Annotated in this window: 21 protein-coding genes and 1 tRNA gene; 12 read left to right on the top strand and 10 right to left on the bottom strand. The window is 70.8% G+C overall.

Annotated elements, in window-relative coordinates:
- The first annotated feature begins 229 nt into the window (after positions 1 to 229).
- On the top strand, positions 230 to 1,363 hold the full coding sequence (locus E1300_RS26715) for a glycosyltransferase (RefSeq protein WP_131759822.1): 1,134 nt from the start codon (positions 230 to 232) through the stop codon (positions 1,361 to 1,363).
- 6 nt (positions 1,364 to 1,369) lie between these two features.
- Here E1300_RS26715 and E1300_RS26710 read toward each other — a convergent pair whose 3' ends face one another.
- On the bottom strand, positions 1,370 to 2,209 hold the full coding sequence (locus E1300_RS26710) for a LysR family transcriptional regulator (RefSeq protein WP_131759821.1): 840 nt from the start codon (positions 2,207 to 2,209) through the stop codon (positions 1,370 to 1,372).
- Between the two features lie 109 nt (positions 2,210 to 2,318).
- Here E1300_RS26710 and E1300_RS26705 point away from each other — a divergent pair, with 109 nt between their 5' ends.
- Positions 2,319 to 3,044: an SDR family oxidoreductase gene (locus E1300_RS26705; RefSeq protein WP_131759820.1), complete on the top strand. Its 726-nt coding sequence runs from the start codon at positions 2,319 to 2,321 to the stop codon at positions 3,042 to 3,044.
- A 6-nt stretch (positions 3,045 to 3,050) separates the two neighbouring features.
- Here E1300_RS26705 and E1300_RS26700 read toward each other — a convergent pair whose 3' ends face one another.
- The 4 genes from E1300_RS26700 to E1300_RS26685 all read right to left on the bottom strand — a co-directional run bounded on the left by E1300_RS26700 (position 3,051) and on the right by E1300_RS26685 (position 6,208).
- Entirely contained in the window at positions 3,051 to 4,166 is a 1,116-nt protein-coding gene (locus tag E1300_RS26700; protein WP_131759819.1) for an NAD(P)/FAD-dependent oxidoreductase, read from the bottom strand.
- A 45-nt stretch (positions 4,167 to 4,211) separates the two neighbouring features.
- Positions 4,212 to 5,066, bottom strand: coding sequence for an RNA polymerase sigma factor SigJ (gene sigJ / locus E1300_RS26695; protein ID WP_242619413.1), 855 nt, complete (start codon positions 5,064 to 5,066; stop codon positions 4,212 to 4,214).
- Positions 5,067 to 5,077: 11 nt separating this feature from the next.
- Positions 5,078 to 5,734: a hypothetical protein gene (locus tag E1300_RS26690; protein ID WP_242619412.1), complete on the bottom strand. Its 657-nt coding sequence runs from the start codon at positions 5,732 to 5,734 to the stop codon at positions 5,078 to 5,080.
- 96 nt (positions 5,735 to 5,830) lie between these two features.
- Positions 5,831 to 6,208 (bottom strand): YchJ family protein, encoded by a 378-nt coding sequence (locus E1300_RS26685; protein WP_207399968.1) that lies wholly within the window; start codon positions 6,206 to 6,208, stop codon positions 5,831 to 5,833.
- Positions 6,209 to 6,590: 382 nt separating this feature from the next.
- On the opposite strand from E1300_RS26685, the gene E1300_RS26680 reads away from it, so the two are divergent.
- The 3 genes from E1300_RS26680 to E1300_RS26670 are packed head-to-tail and all read left to right on the top strand — an operon-like array spanning position 6,591 to position 7,370.
- Complete coding sequence (locus tag E1300_RS26680; protein ID WP_131759817.1) at positions 6,591 to 6,962, top strand: DUF5753 domain-containing protein; 372 nt, start codon at positions 6,591 to 6,593, stop codon at positions 6,960 to 6,962.
- Positions 6,959 to 7,156 carry a DUF397 domain-containing protein gene (locus E1300_RS26675; protein WP_131759816.1) on the top strand — a complete coding sequence of 66 codons (198 nt, stop codon included), beginning with the start codon at positions 6,959 to 6,961 and terminating at the stop codon, positions 7,154 to 7,156. Before E1300_RS26680 ends, E1300_RS26675 begins: the two co-directional genes overlap by 4 nt.
- 16 nt (positions 7,157 to 7,172) lie before the next feature.
- A complete protein-coding gene (locus E1300_RS26670) occupies positions 7,173 to 7,370 on the top strand; it encodes a DUF397 domain-containing protein (RefSeq protein WP_207399967.1) in 198 nt (65 codons plus the stop codon).
- Between the two features lie 53 nt (positions 7,371 to 7,423).
- Here the strand turns inward: E1300_RS26670 and E1300_RS26665 are convergent, their stop codons facing one another.
- Positions 7,424 to 7,843 (bottom strand): SRPBCC family protein, encoded by a 420-nt coding sequence (locus E1300_RS26665; RefSeq protein WP_131759815.1) that lies wholly within the window; start codon positions 7,841 to 7,843, stop codon positions 7,424 to 7,426.
- Positions 7,844 to 8,011: 168 nt separating this feature from the next.
- On the opposite strand from E1300_RS26665, the gene E1300_RS26660 reads away from it, so the two are divergent.
- From E1300_RS26660 to E1300_RS26645, 5 genes are all read left to right on the top strand, one after another.
- Positions 8,012 to 8,686: a C39 family peptidase gene (locus tag E1300_RS26660; protein ID WP_165503014.1), complete on the top strand. Its 675-nt coding sequence runs from the start codon at positions 8,012 to 8,014 to the stop codon at positions 8,684 to 8,686.
- Between the two features lie 182 nt (positions 8,687 to 8,868).
- A complete protein-coding gene (locus E1300_RS26655; RefSeq protein WP_131759813.1) occupies positions 8,869 to 10,323 on the top strand; it encodes a M1 family metallopeptidase in 1,455 nt (484 codons plus the stop codon).
- Positions 10,324 to 10,574: 251 nt separating this feature from the next.
- Positions 10,575 to 11,321, top strand: a complete 747-nt coding sequence (locus tag E1300_RS50365) for a hypothetical protein (RefSeq protein WP_165503012.1) — start codon at positions 10,575 to 10,577, stop codon at positions 11,319 to 11,321.
- Between the two features lie 329 nt (positions 11,322 to 11,650).
- Positions 11,651 to 12,805, top strand: a complete 1,155-nt coding sequence (locus tag E1300_RS26650) for a cytochrome P450 (protein WP_131759812.1) — start codon at positions 11,651 to 11,653, stop codon at positions 12,803 to 12,805.
- Positions 12,806 to 13,574: 769 nt separating this feature from the next.
- On the top strand, positions 13,575 to 14,246 hold the full coding sequence (locus tag E1300_RS26645) for an NUDIX domain-containing protein (protein WP_131759811.1): 672 nt from the start codon (positions 13,575 to 13,577) through the stop codon (positions 14,244 to 14,246).
- A 347-nt stretch (positions 14,247 to 14,593) separates the two neighbouring features.
- Here E1300_RS26645 and E1300_RS26640 read toward each other — a convergent pair.
- Positions 14,594 to 14,669, bottom strand: a tRNA-Arg gene (locus E1300_RS26640).
- Positions 14,670 to 14,893: 224 nt separating this feature from the next.
- Between E1300_RS26640 and E1300_RS26635 the strand changes: the two genes are divergently transcribed.
- Both E1300_RS26635 and E1300_RS26630 read left to right on the top strand, forming a co-directional pair.
- Complete coding sequence (locus E1300_RS26635) at positions 14,894 to 15,253, top strand: hypothetical protein (RefSeq protein ID WP_131759810.1); 360 nt, start codon at positions 14,894 to 14,896, stop codon at positions 15,251 to 15,253.
- Positions 15,254 to 15,335: 82 nt separating this feature from the next.
- Positions 15,336 to 16,370, top strand: coding sequence for a D-alanyl-D-alanine carboxypeptidase family protein (locus E1300_RS26630; protein WP_131759809.1), 1,035 nt, complete (start codon positions 15,336 to 15,338; stop codon positions 16,368 to 16,370).
- A 1-nt stretch (position 16,371) separates the two neighbouring features.
- On the opposite strand, the gene mscL is transcribed toward E1300_RS26630, so the two are convergent.
- From mscL to E1300_RS26615, 3 genes are all read right to left on the bottom strand, one after another.
- Positions 16,372 to 16,785, bottom strand: a complete 414-nt coding sequence (gene mscL / locus E1300_RS26625; protein ID WP_131759808.1) for a large conductance mechanosensitive channel protein MscL — start codon at positions 16,783 to 16,785, stop codon at positions 16,372 to 16,374.
- A gap of 88 nt (positions 16,786 to 16,873) precedes the next feature.
- Positions 16,874 to 17,512 (bottom strand): SAF domain-containing protein, encoded by a 639-nt coding sequence (locus E1300_RS26620; protein ID WP_131759807.1) that lies wholly within the window; start codon positions 17,510 to 17,512, stop codon positions 16,874 to 16,876.
- A gap of 3 nt (positions 17,513 to 17,515) precedes the next feature.
- Positions 17,516 to 18,343 carry an S-methyl-5'-thioadenosine phosphorylase gene (locus tag E1300_RS26615; protein WP_131759806.1) on the bottom strand — a complete coding sequence of 276 codons (828 nt, stop codon included), beginning with the start codon at positions 18,341 to 18,343 and terminating at the stop codon, positions 17,516 to 17,518.
- Positions 18,344 to 18,367: the final 24 nt, after the last annotated feature.

Raw genomic sequence — 18,367 nt, 5'->3', positions numbered from 1 at the left:
GACCGGCGCCGCCCGCGCGCTCGCCCGCACCCGCACGCCCTTCCGCATCGCGCTGCACCCCGCCGACCTGTCCCGCCCCGGCCTCCGCGAGGCCTCGCTCGCCGCCATCGACGCCGCCCTGGCGGCGGGCGGCCGCGCCGTGACCTACGAGACCCTGGTGACCACGTGAAGCCCCCACCCCGGCGCGCCCGGGTCCGCGTCCGCGCGTCCGCGAGCCGGTGAGGACCGCGTGAGGATCGTCCAGCTCGCGAACCTCTACAGCCCGGTCTCCGGCGGCCTCCGCACCGCGATCGACATGCTCGGCGGCGGCTACGCGGCGGCCGGTCACCGGCGCGCCCTCGTCGTCCCCGGCCCCGCCTACACGCGCCAGGACTCGCCGCACGGGCCGGTCATCACGGTCCCCGGGCCGTCCGTCGCGCCCGGGTACCGGCTCGTTCTCGACCCTCGCCCGGTCCTGCGCGTGCTCGGCCGCCTCCGTCCGGACGTCATCGAGGTGTCCGACAAGGCGACGCTCACCGTCGCGGCCCGCTGGGCGCGGCGGCGCGGCATCCGGACCGTCCTGTTCTCGCACGAGCGCCTCGACGCGATGCTGGCGCCGCGCGCTCCCCGCGGGATGCCGTTGGAGGCCGTCACCGACCGCTGGAACCGGCACCTCGCGACCTCCTTCGACGCGATCGTCGTCACGTCCGCGTTCGCCGCCGCGGAGTTCGCGCGCGTCGGCGCCCCCGCCCTGCACCGCGTCCCGCTCGGCGTGGACCTCGCCACGTTCCATCCGGTACCGGACGTCCCGTCCGGCGGCGAGGTCCGGCTCGTGCACCTCGGGCGGCTGTCGGCGGAGAAGCGCCCCGACCTCGCCATCGGCGCCGTCGCCGAACTGGTGCGCCGCGGCGTGCGCTGCCGGCTCGACGTCGTCGGCGAAGGGCCGTGCGGCCAGCGCCTGCGCACGTGGACGGACCGCGAGCGCCTGCCCGTCCGGTTCCACGGCCACGTCGGCGACCGCGCCGCCGTCGCCCGGCTCCTCGCCGGCGCGGACGTCGCGCTCGCCACCTGCCCCATCGAGTCGTTCGGGCTGGCCGTCCTCGAATCCCTCGCCTGCGGGACGCCCGTCGTCGCCGCAGACCGCGGCGCCGCGCACGAACTCCTCGCCCCCGGCGCCGGAACCGCCGCCGCGCCCCGCCCGGACGCGTTCGCCGACGGCGTCCAGGAGGTCCTGCGCCTCCCGTCCGCGCACCGCCGCGCCGCCGCGCGCGCCCGCGCCGAGCGCTACCCGTGGACGACGACCATCGCCGGCATGCTGGACGTCCTCACCGGCCCGCCACCGGACCCGCGCCCGCACCGCCTCCGCGAACGCATCCGCGGCTGAGGCCCGCTAGAGCCGGGTCGCGGCGCGGATCAGCCCGGCGAGGGCCAGGGAGCGGCTGTGCGGCGGCCACGCGATCACCGTCGTCACCTTCGGCGCGTCCAGCACCGGGACGGCGGCCAGGTCGGGGCTCAGCATCGTCCGGCACGACTCCGGCAGGATCGCCGACGCCCGGCCGAGCGCGATCAGTTGCAGGAGCTGCACGTGCTCCCGGACCTCCGGGCCGGGACCGTCCGGGTATGTGCCGTCGCGGCACGGCCAGCGCGGCAACGGCAGCCCGGGCAGCTCCGCGACGTCCGCCATCCGCAGGTGCGACCGCCCGGCGAGGGGATGCCAGCGCGGCAGGACCACGACCTGCCCCTCCGTGGACAGCTCCTCGGTGTCGAACCCCGTCGTCGAGTCGAACGGCAGGTGCAACAGCGCCACGTCGGCGCGACCGTCCCGCAGCAGCCGCTCCTGCTCCGCGATCCCGCACAGCTGCACGTCCACGGCGACCGCGCCGGGCTCGGCGGCGTACGCGTCGAGGAGCTTCGCCAGCAGCTCGCCGGACGCCCCGGCCTTCGTCACGAGGACCAGCCCCGGACGGTCGGCCGCGGCACGGCGGGTCCGGCGCTCGGCGGCCTCGACCGCGTCGAGCGCCGCCCGGCCCTCGACGAGCAGGACCTTCCCCGCCTCGGTCAGCGTCACGCCGCGACTGGTGCGGTCCAGCAGGGCCGTGCCGAGCCTCCGTTCGAGCTGCTGGATCGCCCGCGACAGCGGCGGCTGCGCGATCCCGAGCCGCTGTGCCGCCCGTCCGAAATGCAGCTCCTCGGCGACGGCGACGAAGTACCGCAACTCCCGCGTCTCCATACCGCCACGGTACCCGCGACCACCCCCGCCTCGGCCGATACCGGACGGGTATCGCCGCCCACCCAAACGGTGTTGGAGGTTCCGCCGGGCACACCCGCATGATCGAAGCATGAGCGAAACAACGATCGCGCTGGTCACCGGCGCGAACAAGGGAATCGGATACGAGATCGCCGCCGGCCTCGGCGCCCTCGGCTGGACCGTCGGCGTCGGCGCCCGGGACGCCGAGCGCCGCGACGCCGCCGTGGCGAAGCTCCGCGCGGCGGGCGCCGACGCGTTCGGCGTGCCGCTGGACGTGACCGACGACGCGTCCGTGGCGGCCGCCGCCGAGCTGGTCGAACAGCGCGCCGGACGGCTCGACGTGCTCGTCAACAACGCCGGCGTGACCGGCGGCCTGCCGCAGGAGCCCACCAGAGTGGACCCCGCCGACGTGCGGACCGCCGTGGAGACCAACGTGATCGGCGTCATCCGCGTCACCAACGCGATGCTGCCGCTCCTGCGCCGCTCGGCGTCCCCGCGGATCGTGAACATGTCCAGCACCGTCGGCTCCCTGACCCGGCAGAGCGACCCCGACGCCGAGACCGGCCCGATCTCCGCCGCGTACTCGCCGTCCAAGACGTTCCTCAACGCCATCACGGTCCAGTACGCCAAGGAGCTGCGGGACACGAACATCCTGATCAACGCGGGCTGCCCCGGCTACTGCGCGACCGACCTGAACGGCTTCCGCGGCGTCCGCACCCCCGAGCAGGGCGCGGCGATCGCGATCCGGCTCGCGACCCTGCCCGACGGCGGCCCCACCGGCGGCTTCTTCGACGACGACGGCCCGATCCCCTGGTGACGCGGATCAGAAGGGCACCGGCGTCGTGACGACGCCCGCGCTGCCGAGCAGGGCCGCCGGGTCGTCCACCGGCGGCTGGATGACCTCCATCAGCCACCGCTTGACCCACTTGCCCTCCGCCCCCGACAGCGCGACCCGCCGGTCCCAGCCGCGCGTGTAGACGGCCCCGGCGGCGCCGAGGTCGATGTCCGTCACGTACGGCGCGGGCGCGAACTCGACGAGCGGCACACCCAGCAGGTCCGCCGCCGCGTTGTGCCCCGCCGTCTTGCCCATCGGGACGGCGTGCTGGCAGCTCTGCACCGTCCAGTGATCCCCGTCCATCCGCGCCGCCGCGACGTCACCCGCCGCGAAAACAGCACCGTGCGCCCGCAGATGCGCGTCGACCGCCAGCCGCCCGAGGCCGTCCCGCTCGCCCGGCACCTGCCGCGCGAGCGGGCTCGCCTCCAACCCGGCCGTCCACACCACCACGTCCGCCGGGACCAGCGAACCGTCGTCGAGCACCGCGCCCCCGTCCCGCACCTCCCGGACGGTCGCGCCGAGCCTGCGCTCGACACCGAGCCGGTCGAGCGCCACCTCGATCGCCGGCAGCGGGCCGAACCCGAGCTCCGGCGCGACCGAACCCGCCCGCTCGACCAGGACGACCCGCCCGCGCCCGGCGAGCTCCGTCGCGACCTCCAGCCCGGCGTAACCGGCGCCGACCACGACCGCCGTGAAGCCGTCCCGGTCCCTCAGCCGGGCACGCAGCCGCCGGGCGCCGTCCAGCGTGTCCACGTCGAACAGTCGCTCCGCCCCCGGCAGGTCGGGCCGGACCAGCCTGCTCCCCGCCGCCAGGACCAGCCGGTCATACGCCAGCGGGCTGCCGTCCGCGACGACCCGCCGCCCCAGAACGTCGATCTCCTGAACCTGCGCCCGGACGTGCTCCACACCGATCGGCCCCAGGATCCCCTTCAGCGGCACCGCCGCCCGCTCGGGGTCCGGCTCGTACAACCGGGGCCGCAGCACCAGGTCCGCACCGGGCGCGACCAGCGTGATCCGCAGATCCGCGGTGTCCCGCACCCGCGCCGCCGCGGCAGCGCTCCACACCCCGGCGAAACCGCCCCCGACGACCACCACATGCGCCATCTCATCTCCTCAGCTCGTCTGCGCCAGGGAGACAAGACGGAAATCTCAGACGTGACCGAGCTTGTCCGGATTGGCCATCCGCCGGACGGCCGCCACCCGCCCGTCCACGACCTCGACCGTGTCGATCCACAGCAGCCGCCCGTCCCGGTAGGCGGCCAGCGCCGGCTCCCCGCCGACCTCGACGAACCGCGTCTCCGCCGGCCAGTGCGCCGCCACCCGCACCAGCAGCCGCGCGACCCGCTCCGCCCCCTCGACCGGCCGCCGGGACGCCGGAGCCTTCCCGCCGCCGTCCGCGACGTAGACCGCGTCCGGATGCAGCAGCGCCACGAGCGCCTTCAGATCGCCGCCCTCCGCCGCCGCCCGGAACGCCGCCAGCACCCGCTCCCGCTCCGCACGTCCCGCTTTCGCCTGCTCCCGCGTCCGCTCCCGGGCGTCCGCGACTCGCCGCCGCGCCCGCGACGCCAGCTTCCGGCACGCCACCACCGACTGCCCGAGCACCTCCGCGACCTGCGCGAACGGCACCTCGAACACATCATGCAGGACGAACGCCACCCGCTCCGGCGGCGACAGCTCGTCCATCACCACCAGCATCGCGGTGCCCACCGACTCGTCCACGAGCACCCGCTCCGCCGCGTCCGGCCCGGTCAGCAGCGGCTCCGGCAGCCACGGCCCCACGTACGCCTCCCGCCGCACCCGCGCCGACCTCAGCACGTTGTAGGCGGTCCGCGCGGCGATCGTCACCAGCCACGCCCGCAGGTCCGCGACGCCGGACCGGTCGGCCGCCGAGGCGCGCAGCCAGACGTCCTGGACGACGTCCTCCGCCTCCGCCACGCTCCCCAGCAGCCGGTACGCCACACCGAACACCGCCGGCCGGTGCGCCTCCCAGTCCAGATCGTCCACGCCCGCGGAGCCTACTCCCCGAACTTGCAGTCCTCCGGCAGGTCCGGCGGCTGGAAATCGCCCTCCGGAACGGGCAGCGGCGCGTCCTTCACCGTGTACCCCGTGAGCCATTTCCCGAACGGCCCGGAACTGTTCATGCTGAACGGCGCCGGACCGCTCCCCATCTGCTGGCACTGCGCCAGCGTGACCCCCCACGAGAACCCGGCCTGGTCATACCGGTGCCCCCGCGGCGACTGGTAGAACGTCAGGTTCGCGCGCTTCTCGTTCGCCTGGACATCGTCCTGCCGGATTCCCGAGACAATGGCGATCGGCCCCTTCGCCATCACATAGTCGACCTTGATCGAACCCCAGTGATGCACGGACGGCCCACCGGGAACGTCCGGCGAATAGTGGTCGAACCGCACCGTCCCCCGCGCGGCCCCGAACACCACCTTGCCGTCCACGATCTTCCACGGCCCTCCGTGCGCATCGACGACGAACCGCCGGTACGGGTACTCCAGATCCCCGGGATACTTGAGCCAAGCATCCCCGGTGACGTGCGCCTCCTTGACGGGTTCGGCGCCCTCATCTTGCGCCGCCGCACTCCCCGCCCCGAGCGCCCCGACAGCGCCCACGACCGCGATCCCCGCGACCAGGGCACGCTTCCCTTGCGACATGTGGGTCTCCATCTCCGCGGACGCCACCGTCCGCCACCCACAAACTCGCAGCCGCCGCTACGGACCCTCTTCCCCCGAGCGACGGAACCGCCTCCCCCGTGCGACGGATCAGCTCACCCGTCCCCGAACATAAACCCACTCGCCGTCATACCGAACGAACCGGCTGACCTCATGCAGTTCGCCGTCCTCATTCCCCACCCGGTAATGAGCCCGGAACTCGACCGTCCCCTTGTCGTCCCCAGGCCCTCCGGCGTCCGTCCCGAGGACCTCCAACCGCGTCCACCGCATCCGAGGGTCGAACTCGACACTCTCGGGCCGCGTAGCAGGATGCCAACTACGCAGCAGATAAGCCTCGTCCCCCTTGGCGAACGCGGCGAACCGAGACCGCATCAACTCCTCAGCGGTAACCGCCACACCGACCCCCCGATGCAACCGCCCACAACACTCGCCATACTTCCCGCCACCCCCACAAGGACAAGACCCCATACCGCCATCCTCCCGCATCCTCAACGCCCCAAGAGAGCCCACCCACCCCGCCACCGCGCCCCACGTCCACCCCAACGCACCCCCTCGCCCCCCACCCCCGAGAACGACTCCCGAGGGCACGTAGGCCCACCAGCGGCAAAAGGACGCCAGGCGCCGTCGCGTTGCGGCTGTCCCATCACCGGCGCCCCTGACGCGCGGCGACCCGCTCAGCCTCCGCGCGAAGAGCCTCACGCAGCGCAGCCGGGTCCGAACAGATCACGGTCGGATAGATCCCGGCGGACGGATCATGCAGGCTGGCCACCCAGTCGCCCAGCAACCCGTCCGACCGAACCGCCCGCCAGATCCGATGCCCCGTGAATTCGTTTCGGAGACGATCCAGTTGTTGACCCTCAAGATCATCTTGATAGGTCGAGTGTTTCGCGCCTGGGGTGTCATTGACCAGCCGGTCGACGGTTCCGGAATCATGCGTGCCCAGCTCGGCTCGATCTTGGAGTGGGCGCGGCACCCGCACATCACGTTCCGGATCGTGCCGAGAAGCGTGGGCGCCCACATGGGGCGCGACGGCTCGTTCAAGATCATGACCGTCGGCAATGCCGACGTCGCCTACACCGAAGCCTGCGGAGGTGGAAGAGTGGTCATGGACCCGGCAGAGGTCCGCTCGTTTCGGTTGCGGTTCGACCGCATCAGCGACCGGGCACTGCCCGCCGATGCCTCGATCGAGGCGATCAAGCGAGTAGTGGAGGGGCTTCATTGACTCCCGTCTGGCGTAAGTCCAGCCGCAGTGGAAGCACGTCCGGGCAAAGCGACTGCGTGGAGGTCGCCCAGCTCGCACGCAACATCGGAGTGCGGGACTCCAAGCGGCCCAGGGGTGCGCACCTGCTGCTCGCCGCCTCCGCCTGGCACGCATTCGCCCGCGACGTAAAGAGCGGCCAGCACGACCTCCCTTGAGCGATGGAGGGTTTCGGTGAATCACGTGTGGCGTAAGTCGAGCCGTAGCGGAACCGATGCCGGGACGAGCGACTGCGTGGAGGTTGCGCGGCTCGCACGCAACATCGGAGTGCGGGACTCCGAGCGGCCCAGGGGTGCGCACCTACTGCTCGCCGCCTCCACCTGGCATGCATTCGCCCGCGACGTAAAGAACGGCCAGCACGACCTGCCCTGACGGCCTCGTTCAGCGCGAGCGGAGGGCTGGTGTCCCACTGAGTGCGCGTCGTCTCAGGCGACGGAACCGGCGCTCGCCTCCAGGTTGTGCTTCATCTCTTCGGCGCCGCGCTCGACGCGGATCCTGATCTCGGGGGCGTGTGCGTTAGGCAGGACGTCCGTGATCCAGACGAGCCTGCTCCGCCCACCCGGCTCGTCGAAGACCTGGAAGGACGCGTGATGGTGATTGAGGGGCGGACGCCCGCCCTCGATCACTGCGTACGCGAGCCGCCGAGCCTCGTCGTCGATGTCCACGATCAGCTCGCGGATCTCATGACCGTCCGGGAACGTGAGCGTCCTGACCTCGCCCTCGATCCGGGTCGCCGCGACGCGGCCGGGCAGTAGCCGATCGTGGACGGCCCCCACGTCCGCGATGGCGGCCCAGACCGCCTCGGGACGCGCGTCGACCACGATCTCGTGCCGAATAGAAGCCACCTCGAACCCCCGCTCACTCAGACGACCCCTCGAAGCAAGGGGTCCGCGATCAAGGATGCTCGGACGCCCCGCGCCTTGCCTCTAGTTCTCCGGCACTAGCGGTCCGGGGCGCGAAGTTGGACCCGGGGCGCCTGATGTTCGATGCGGCGGACGGACATGATCGGCGTCATGTCCTCCTCGCTCCGCATCGCAACGCTCGCCGGCGCGGCCGCCCTGGCCGCCCCTCTGCTCGCCACCGCTCCGGCGCACGCCGCCGCCCCCGAAGCCGCCGCTCCGGCTCGCGTCGTGGCCGCGGCACCGACTCCTCAGATCGAGATCGCGGCGACCAAGTCCGTCTCGATCAAGACGCAGAAGCAGCAGAAGTCCTACTGGTGCGCGCCCGCGGCCGGACGCGCGCTGCTCTCCCGCCTCATCACGCGCGGCCTGCCCAGCCAGAGCAAGCTCGCGGGATACATGGGCACGAAGTCCCCGAACGGGACGACCAACGCCGGCATCCGCACGGGTCTGCGGAAGGCACTGTCCACCTACGGGTCCGGATCCTACGACGTGGTCCGGGTGACGCCCGGATCGCAGAGCGCGTTCTACGGGAGCGTGAAGTCCGCGGTCGGGACGAAGAAGGTCGCGATCATGTATCGCGTCTACGCGGGCTACAAGCCGTGGGGCAGCCAGTGGAACGACAAGACCGGGCACGTCATGATCGTCCGCGGCTACACGACCGGGTCCAGCCCGAAGATCCTCTGGTGGGACCCGGCCGACAACACCTACCACACCGCGTCGCTGGCCAAGTCCTGGGCGAGCGTCAAGAAGGCGGGCAAGGTCGGCACGGTGGCCGCCAAGAGCTGACGACGCCGAGGCCCGTCCGCCGCGCGCCTCCGCCCCCGCGCGGCGCGGGCCTCCCGGACGCATCGAGTGCACCGCCGCGCCCGTGGCCGTCGCCGGTCACCTTCATGATCAGCGGCCCCGTATCGGACGGTATTGATCACTCCAAGGGTTGATCATCCGATTCCGACGGAAAGGCCCGCTCCATGGCGATTCCCAGGTCCAGGCACCGGATCCCGCCGGCGCTCACCGCGGCTGCCGCCGCTGGCGCCGCGGTCCTCGGGCTGTGCGCGCCCGCCGCGTCCGCCGACATAGGGTACGAACCCGGCGCGCCCGGGCTCGGCGACCCCTACTTCCCCGACCTCGGCAACGGCGGCTACGACGTCCGGCACTACTACCTCAAGACCGCCTACGACCCGGGCACGGACGAGCTCACCGGCACGACGACCATCACGGCCAACGCCACCCAGAACCTGTCCCGATTCAACCTCGACCTGTACGGGATGACCGTGCGCTGGGTCCACGTCAATGGCCGCGACGCCTCGTTCGACCGCACCGGCGAACGCGAGCTGGAGATCACGCCGCCGAAGGGGCTGCGGAGGTCGAGCCGCTTCACCGTGACCGTCCGGTACGACGGGGTGCCCCGGCCCCTCGGCGGCCCGATCATCTTCGACCTGCCGTACGGTTTCCTGCCCACGCGGGACGGCGCCACGGTCATGGGCGAGCCCAACGGCGCCTCCACCTGGTTCCCGGCCAACGACCACCCGCGCGACAAGGCCCTGTTCACGCTGGAAACGACCGTTCCGCAGGGCCTCAAGGCGATCGGCAACGGCCACCTCGTGAGGCAATGGACGGCTCACGGCAAGGACACGTTCCTGTGGCGCGAGGACCGTCCGATGGCGACCTACCTCGTCACCAACTCGATCGGACGGTTCAACGTCTCCACGACCACCACCCGCACAGGCGTCCCGCAACTCGACGCGGTAGACCCGGAGGTGGCGTCAGACCCGAACGCACTCAAAACCCCCGCCCTCACCACACGCGTAACGGACGAACTAACCGGCTATCTCGGCGCCTACCCGTTCACCAGCACCGGTTCCATCGTCGAGAACAACTTCGTCCCGCCGCTCAATCTCGACAACGCACTGGAGACCCAGACCCGCCCCACCTACCAGAGCCCACCCGTCGAAAAGGGCGTGGCGCACGAACTGAGCCACCAGTGGTTCGGCGACAGCGTTTCCGTCCGCACCTGGAAGGACACCTGGCTGAACGAGGGCTACGCGAAATGGGTCGAGTGGTACTGGGCGGAGAAACACGGCGGCCAATCGGCGCAGTCTGCGTTCAGGGACGCCTACGACAACCCGCCGCCCATCCAGGAAGGACGTCCCCCGTTCTGGAACATCGTCATCGCCGACCCAACCCGCGACCAGATGTTCCACCGCGCGATCTACTTCCGCGGCGCGATGACTCTGCAAGCACTACGCCACAAAATCGGTGACGACCTATTCATCCGCCTGACCCGCACCTGGCTAGCAGAACACGAATACAGCACCGGAAGCACCGAAGAATACGAGGCACTAGCCGGAAAGGTCTCCGGCCAGAACCTCGAAGCATTCTTCAAAACCTGGCTCCACACCCCAGGCAAACCCACCACCTGGTAAAAGCCGCTCCTAAACGGTTCACCCGAAGCCGGCAAGGCTTCGCCGCGCACAAGATCCACAAAGCGGCCGCGACCCGCCGCACCATACCGACAGGCCCGCTCACCCCAGCGGACCTCACCGCGCTCCACCCCCCGGCGGCCGCCCGCCGCGGCACCCGCCTGACCCAACTCGTCCCGAACCTCACCCAGATCACCCCGGGCGACCCGATCCCGGCCGCCACGCTGGACGACGCTCCGGCGTCCGACCTGCTCGTGGTCACTGGCGCGAGCGACTGGCCGCTGCGATGCGCCGACCGCTTCCACCGCTGGCCCCTGGCCGCGAGTTCCCTCGCCTACCTGGGGCCGGACGAGGCACCGGACGCGGCCCGGCTGCACCGCCGACTGCGCACCATCACCTCATCCTCCCCGGCGGAGGGCCGCGCGTTCGCGAGCTACCTCGGCGTCCACCGCCGCGTCCAGATCGTGGGCTCGCCGCAGACCGACGACTTCCCATCCCGCGCGGCCGAACCGAGCCTCGTCCTGGTCGTCACCAGCGCGCCCCACCCCGACGGCACCGGCGACGCCGCGCCGGGCACCGACCTCCTGCTGGACGCCTGCCGTCTGCGCGCCGCCGACAAGCGCATCCTGGTCGGCCTCCACCCCCGCGAGGACCGCTCGTCCACGATCACCGACCCCGCCGAAGCGACCACGGCGATCACCGAAGCCCACATCCCCGACGCCGCTACCCTCGCCGACGCAGTAGACCGCCACAGGCGGCTGAACCACCTGCCCCCTAAGCACCTGGCACAACCCCTAACCAGCCAGACAACGACCCAAGCCCGTGAGCCCGTCCACCACCCCCGGACCGGCCAACACCTGCCCAACGGCCGCGCATGGACGGCGGCGCGCGGGCGATGGCAGTCAGGCGACCGCATCAGGCGAGGCGGGCTTGCAGCGAAGGAGCCCGGAAACTCCCGCCCGTCCTTGCCTGAGGCGAGTCTTATCCCGAACAGTAGATGAACCAGCTGCGCGACACATGCCAGCGCCTCCGGTCCTACTGGCCACCCGAAGCACCGTTGCCTGGCCGTGCACTCACCCTCGACTACGCCGACCAGGTCAGAGGACTTCCGGACTGCGGCACCAGACCGTCGGCGCGAGCATTGAGGGCCGGTAACGGCAAGATCCCTTGACACGCGGGGGGAGCGGAACGACGCTGTGGGCGCAGCGGAGGAGCCCGTCAGCCCATCGAAAGGACCGACGTGGCTCTGGCCAACCACGATTCCCGCACCGGCGTCCCATCGGAGCCATGCCCGCACTTCCCCTTCCGGCAGCCCTTGCACGCCCCGCTCATGCTCGCTCCCGAACATCGGGCCCTCGCAGGACAGTCCGCCGTCCGCGTCAGGCTCCCCGAAGGACAGGCCGACGAATACGCCTGGCTTGCGGTTAGCGCCGAGTCCGTCCGGACGGTCTACCGCCATCCCGCGTTCTCACGGGCCCAGGCCGATGGCGTCAAACCGTTCCTGAAGGTGGCGCCTGTGCTGGTGGCGCTGGACGGGGAGGAGCACCTGCGGATCCGCCGCCTGGTGAAATCGGAGTTCACACCGGCGAAGATCCGCCGCCTCACTCCGATGATCGAAGCCCGCGCACGGCACCTCGTGGACGCCATGCGGGACAGGGGCCACGCCGACCTGTCCGCCGACTTCGCGATGCCGCTGACCCTTGAGACCATCGCTGGGCAGCTCGGCGTCCCCGACCAGGACCAGGCCCGGTTCCAGAAGTGGGGAACCGGCCTGCTCGCCACCGGTGAAGGAGCTCACGAATGCAATCAGGCCGCCATGATGGCGATGTGCGAATACATGGCCGGGCTCATGGCGGCCCGCCGCGACAGTGGGACCGGTGACGGAGGCCTGCTCACCATGATCGGCGCGAACGCCGCGGCCACCGGTGTCTCTGACTTCGAGGCCGCGTTGCTCGCCGCGAGCCTAGTCGGCGGCGGCTGGGAAAGCACCGCCTCGTCCATCGTTACCTTCACCCTGCGGCTGCTGACCGAACAGGACGAGGCCGGGGTTTCTCACTACACGCGCTTGTGCGCCCACCCCGAGCTCATCCCCGGCGCCATCGAAGAACTGCTGCGCACAACCCCGAACTCCATCTTCGGCGCCACCCAGCCCCGCCGCGCGCTCCAGGACGTCGACGTGGACGGCGTCCTCGTCCGCGCCGGGGAGATCGCCATTCCCTCCATCGACGCGGCGGCCCTCGACGAGCGCGAGTTCCCAGAGCCCGAGCGCCTTGACTTCGGACGCCATCCGAACGCGCATTTCGCCTTCGGCTCAGGCGCTCACGTGTGCATCGGCGCACCGCTCGCCCGCGAGGAACTGCGGATCGCCTTCACCTGTCTCACTGCCACTTTCCCCGGCCTGCGGCTCGACGTCGACCCGGCCGAGCTGGAGTGGAAGTGGGACGGCACGATCCGCCAACCCACCACACTGCCCGTCACCTGGTGATCGAAGTCGTGGCCCAGCCGTCCGTGCGGGATCCCAGCCCCAGCCTGTGTCAACTGCCCAATGGCCGTGAAGCGATCTGCGCCAGCCCCGCAGCCTGATCGAGGTCGAGACCCGCGTGCCGATGCCGGAAGCCACCGACACGAACCCTTCAACATTCCGTAGGCATGAGCGACACTTGTCTCGCTGGGCCAGCGTTCGCGTAGGCGAGAGTGGAGGCGCACTGAACTGCTTACGCGGCAAGACATGATCGGACATGCTGGAGACTTCGCGCCGAGACCACCCGGGCGGACACTATAATGGTCGAATTCGTGCTGGGACTCATACTCGGTGCTCTGCTGGGGGCGGTCTTCGGTCTTTTCGCCAACGTCTATCTGGAAGACCCGTGGAGGCGATGGCGTGAACGACGCCGAAGGCTGGCGAAGGCGCGCAAGATTCTGCGAGTGCAGCCCTGGCAGGACGGCTTTGTGAGCATCGCCAGTCGGCGGACGCGTGTACGTCTCGTCGAAGGTGATGGACGGGTGATCCTGGAGCCGCAGTTCATAGAGATCAAACTCCGCGAGTCCACGATTCCGCTTGATCCTACGGTAGCGCGGCGGCGTGACCATGTGAGCCGTAGCCTCGCCGCCAGGAACCGGCTCGCGACGGGCGATGTGGCTCCATGGAACAGCAAGACCCTCGCGACTCTCGGTTCGTACCGAGTCTCACGACACCGGGACCAGGAGGATCCGGTCGTCTGCTTGAGGTCTTCCGGTCCGACTACGCGACCTTCGTGGCCACCGTACTGAGCCTGGGGGAGGACGAAGAGATCGAGGACCTTGGTGCCGACAGCGGAACCACGACCACCTCGATCCGAAGGGTATTCAATCTCACCGGGCGTGAGACGGAGTTGAGAGCGGCTCGTCAACCGATCGCTCAGCTCGCGAACGGGGTCGGTGTGCTACTCGTCGTCTTCACCGATGACGGCAAGATTCTGCTGACTCGTCGCAGGACCAGTTCCCGGGCGCGTCCCAACGAGCGTGATGTGAGCGTGGTCGAAGGCATCCACACTGAGAAAGATGCCATATCGACGAATGAGATCGACATATATTTGACTGCGATACGCGGTTGCCGTGAGGAGCTCGGCTTAGAAGTGTCGCCTGAGAACGTCTGCATATTGGCATTCGGTGTTGACATGCGATACTACCAATGGAGCTTCCTGGGCCTTGTGGAGGCCGGCCGGACCGCGCAAGAGGTCCTGGACCTCCACGATCTTCATGCGATTGACAGGTGGGAGGGGAGGATCGAGCCCGTCGACGCTGATCCGCGCCGCGTGTTCGAGCGCATCGAGCAGGACGAGATCTGGGATCTCGGTCTTGTGGCGGTGTACCTAGCATTGTGTCATAGATATGGAGTCTCTCGGGTGCATCGGGCGGCCACCGCTTTCTTCGGGCGGCGCTCATGAGTCATTCGGGTTGTTGACCGCAGGTAATGGGTCGGGAGCGTAGGGCTGTGTGAGCGGTGTCGCGGCCAGCGTTCTTAGCGAAGTTCGCGGCAGAGTGGCCGGCAGGGTGGCCTTCAGGGGCCTCCGGTGACCTCGGCGGTGTGGAGGTCCGGTGGGTGTCTCCTGCCCGTCTGAGGACGTATTGGGATCGGCCTACCGGAGCGGGTCGCGTGAACCCGATGCCCCGGGGCGGGCCGAGTCATTGACGTGCCGTTCGTGTTGCGCGACGGGCAGCGGCCGGTGATGAGCTTTTCCATGGCACGAAGCCCCTGGCCGGGGTTGGGGCTGGTCAGGGGGCTTTGTGGGGGTGGCGCCTCCGGCAGGATTCGAACCTGCGGCACCCGCTTTAGGAGAGCGGTGCTCTATCCCCTGAGCTACGGAGGCTTGTCGTCGCTCGCGGCTAGAGCGTAGCGGACGGCACCTCCAGGGTAGGGGAAGGGGCGTGGTTAACGCTCCCCCTTATGGGGGCCGGGAGTCTAGGCCGCATGGGGCGGGTGTGGGTACGCTTCGGTGCCGTGACGGGTCGGCATCGTGGGCAGCCAGGGGAAAGCGCTCCCGGGGAGGCGAAGGAGCGCGCTCCGGGACGGCGGCGGATCGCGTTGATCGCCGTGGCGTTCGTGGTGCCGGTGCTGGTGGCGACCGTGGTCGCGTTCGCGTTGCGGGATCCGGCGTCGGAGCGGCCGGAGAGCGGGGGGACGGTACAGCAGCTGGCGCCGATCTCGCCGGGGCCGGAGCCGACGTTCGGGCAGTACGTGCCGCCGGAGGCGAAGCCGCAGGCGGAGACGCGGCTGCCGGACCGGCCGCCGGCGACGGCGGCGCCGAAGCCGACCGGGAAGCCGAAGGGGTCCGCTTCGCCGAAGGCGACGGGGACGCCGACGCCCGAGATGCGGCCGCGGTGCCCGGAGGACTGGCGGGAGGTGCCGTGGTGGCGGTTCTGGTGCCGGAGGCATGGGCCGGGCACTCGCTGACTCCGTTACGCCTAGGTCATCGGTGAACCTGTAGTAGCGTTCTGCCGCTGTTCCGTATTTGGGCATCAGGAGGAAAACCACCGTGCCGAACCCCCGGTCGGCGGCGTTTACCGCGGTCTTCCTGGTGATGGCGACGCTCGTCCCGCACGGCGTCGGCAGGGCGCAGAGCCGGACGGATCCGGTGGACACGCTGCGCCGCGACGCCGCGAAGGCCCGCGCGGAGCTGGAGAAGGCGACCGAGCAGATGAGGGACCGCCAGAAGGCCCTTCAGAGTTCGCAGGTCAAGCTGCGGGGCACGCTGAAGGAGCTGGCGGCGGCGGAGGCGGAGCTGAACCGGATCCGGCAGCCGCTGGCGCGGCTCGCGAACGTGTCGTACCAGCAGAGCGGCGCGACGGGCTCGATGGCGATCTTCGGGGGCGGGGCACCGGACGCGGCGCTCCGGTCGACGGCGGACGTGACGCTGATCGCCAAGGCGCAGCAGGCGCTCGTGGACCGTGCCGACGAGCTCCAGCGGCGCCGGAAGGAGCTCGCGTCCACCGCGCAGGACCTCCAGTCCCGGAACGCGATCGAGCAGACCCGCGTCCAGCAGCAGATCGACGGGTTGAAGCAGAAGTCCGCGCAGACGACCAGGCAGCTCAACGCGATGCTGAACAAGCTGAGCCCCGACAAGCGGCTGGAGCTCGGCTGCGACAAGTCGCTGGCCGCGGGCGCGAAGAAGTTCCCGAACGGGCTGATCCCGTCCAAGTACCTGTGCCCGCTGCCGCAGAAGGGGCGGGAGTTGCGGGCGGACGCGGCGCTCGCCTTCTACAAGCTGAACGCCGCGTACAAGCGGCGGTTCGGCAGCCAGATGTGCGTGACGGACTCCTACCGCAGCCTCGCGGAGCAGCACCGGGTGTACGCCGAGCGGCCGGGTTTCGCGGCCGTTCCCGGGACGAGCAACCACGGCAAGGGGCAGGCGGTCGACCTGTGCGGCGGCGTGCAGAACTCGGGGTCGGTGCAGTTCAACTGGATGGAGGCCAACGCCAAGAGGTACGGGTGGCTGCATCCGGCGTGGGCCTACAGCAATCCGTTCGAGCCGTGGCACTGGGAGTACGGCACGGAGGACGACTACCAGTAGGTCAGTGGGGCATCTCGGCGAGGGGCACCACCTCGGACGTGCAGTAGCGGCAGCGCCGGGCCTTGACGGAGATGTCGCTGAGGCACTGCGGGCATTCGCGTTCGGTGGCCTCCTTGCCCCGGTCCATGCGCTCGATCAGCTTGGCGGTCGGCAGCACGACCAGGAAGTAGACGATCACCGCCGTGATGACGAACGCGACCGCGGAGGTGACGAAGACGCCGTACGGGAACTTCGTGCCGTTGATCGTCACCGCGAGGCGGGTGTAGTCGGGCTTGCCGCCGAGCAGGGCGATCAGCGGGGTGATGAAGGAGGTCGCGAAGTCCTTGACGAGGCTCGCGAACGCGGCTCCGACGACGAACGCGACCGCGAGGTCGACGAGGTTTCCGCGGAACAGGAACTTCTTGAAACCGCTCATGACGTGCGAGCCACCTCCGTCGGCACAGGATCCGGCCGGGGATCCGGACGGTCACGGATGGTAATGAAGGGCCGTGGGGTCTGCCAAGTCACCCGCCCGTGATCGTTACGGCGAGGCCGGGGCCCGCTCCCGCGAGGGCGGTGGCCTGGGCGCGGTCGGTCGCGACGACGACCAGGGCGCCCTCCTTGCCGCCGTCCTCGTCGCGGGGCGGGACGGCCACGACCGGCAGGGACGACGCCACGGACCGGGCCTTCCCCCATTCGGGTGAGGCGCGGGAGGCGGCGAAGGCGCCGTCGGGCGGTGGGACGGACAGGACGTCGATGCGGTCGCCGGTGTGGAGCAGCCGGACTGTGTCGGCGTCGGCGACGCGGATCGGGGTCGCGACCGTGTCGGAGCCGTAGGCGCGCAGGAGCCCGTCGCCGATCACGCGGACGTCGGTGAGCGGCTCGCCGCGACGCATGGGGCCGGCGAGGACCCGGCCGTTCCCGCCCGAGCGGATGGCGCCGGACGGCACGGCCGCGGGAGGGAGGGCCAGGTCGCGCAGATCGGACGGGCTCAGCGCCGTCCCGGCGGGGAGGTCGCGGGCGGCGGCGAGGACCCGGACGGAGGGCGGCGGCCCGGGACGGAGCGCCGCGAGCGCGGACCCGGCGGCGGTCGCGGCGAACAGCGCCGCCAGCGGCCGCCGCAGGCGGACCGGCCGCATGTGCACGGACTTCACGGCGCTCACGTCCTAGGGGAGGGTGAGGGGGAGGTCGATGCCGTCCAGGACCTGGGGGCAGGGGCAGGTGCGGTCGGACGGCAGGGATTTGACGACGTCGGCGACGAGGTCGCGGAGGCGTCCGACGTTCTCGGCGAAGACGCGCAGGACCTCGTCCATCGTGACGCCCTCGCCCTCCTCGATGCCCGCGTCGAGGTCGGTGACGAGGCAGAGCGGGGTGTAGCAGAGGGCGAGTTCGCGGGCGAGGACGGCCTCCGGGTGGCCGGTCATGCCGACGAGCGTCCAGCCCTGGGAGGCGTACCAGAGGGATTCGGCGCGGGTCGAGAAGCGTGGGCCTTCGATGACCACGAGGGTGCCGCCGTCGACCGGGCTCCAGCCGGCGGTGCGCGCGGCGCCGACCGCGGTCTGGCGGCCCGTCGGGCAGTAGGGGTCGGAGAACGACACGTGGACCGCGGCGCCCTCGTCGTAGAAGGTCTGCGAGCGTCCGTAGGTGCGGTCGACGAGCTGGTCGGGGACGGCGAGGGTGCCGGGGCCGTGGTCGGGTGTCAGCGAGCCGACGGCGCTCGGCGCGAGCACCTGCCGGACGCCGAGCGAGCGCAGCGCCCACAGGTTGGCGCGGTAGGGGATGCGGTGCGGGGGGAAGCGGTGGTCGCGGCCGTGCCGGGGGACGAAGGCGACGCGGCGGCCGGCGAGCTCGCCGATCGCTATGGGGTCGCTCGGCGGGCCGAAGGGGGTGTCGACCTGGACCTCCTCGATGTCGTCGAGGAACGAGTAGAAGCCGGAGCCGCCGATGACGCCGATCTCGGCGGCCGGTGCGGTGGGGAGCTGTGAAGTGGACATGTCGCCGACCCTAGCCACCGCGCC

Origin of the sequence: Actinomadura fibrosa (genome assembly GCF_900659615.1) — a bacterium.
In the GTDB taxonomy this organism is placed as follows: domain Bacteria; phylum Actinomycetota; class Actinomycetes; order Streptosporangiales; family Streptosporangiaceae; genus Spirillospora; species Spirillospora fibrosa.
Note: the sequence above shows the minus strand (reverse complement) of the source record. Positions and strands in the feature narration are given on the sequence as shown.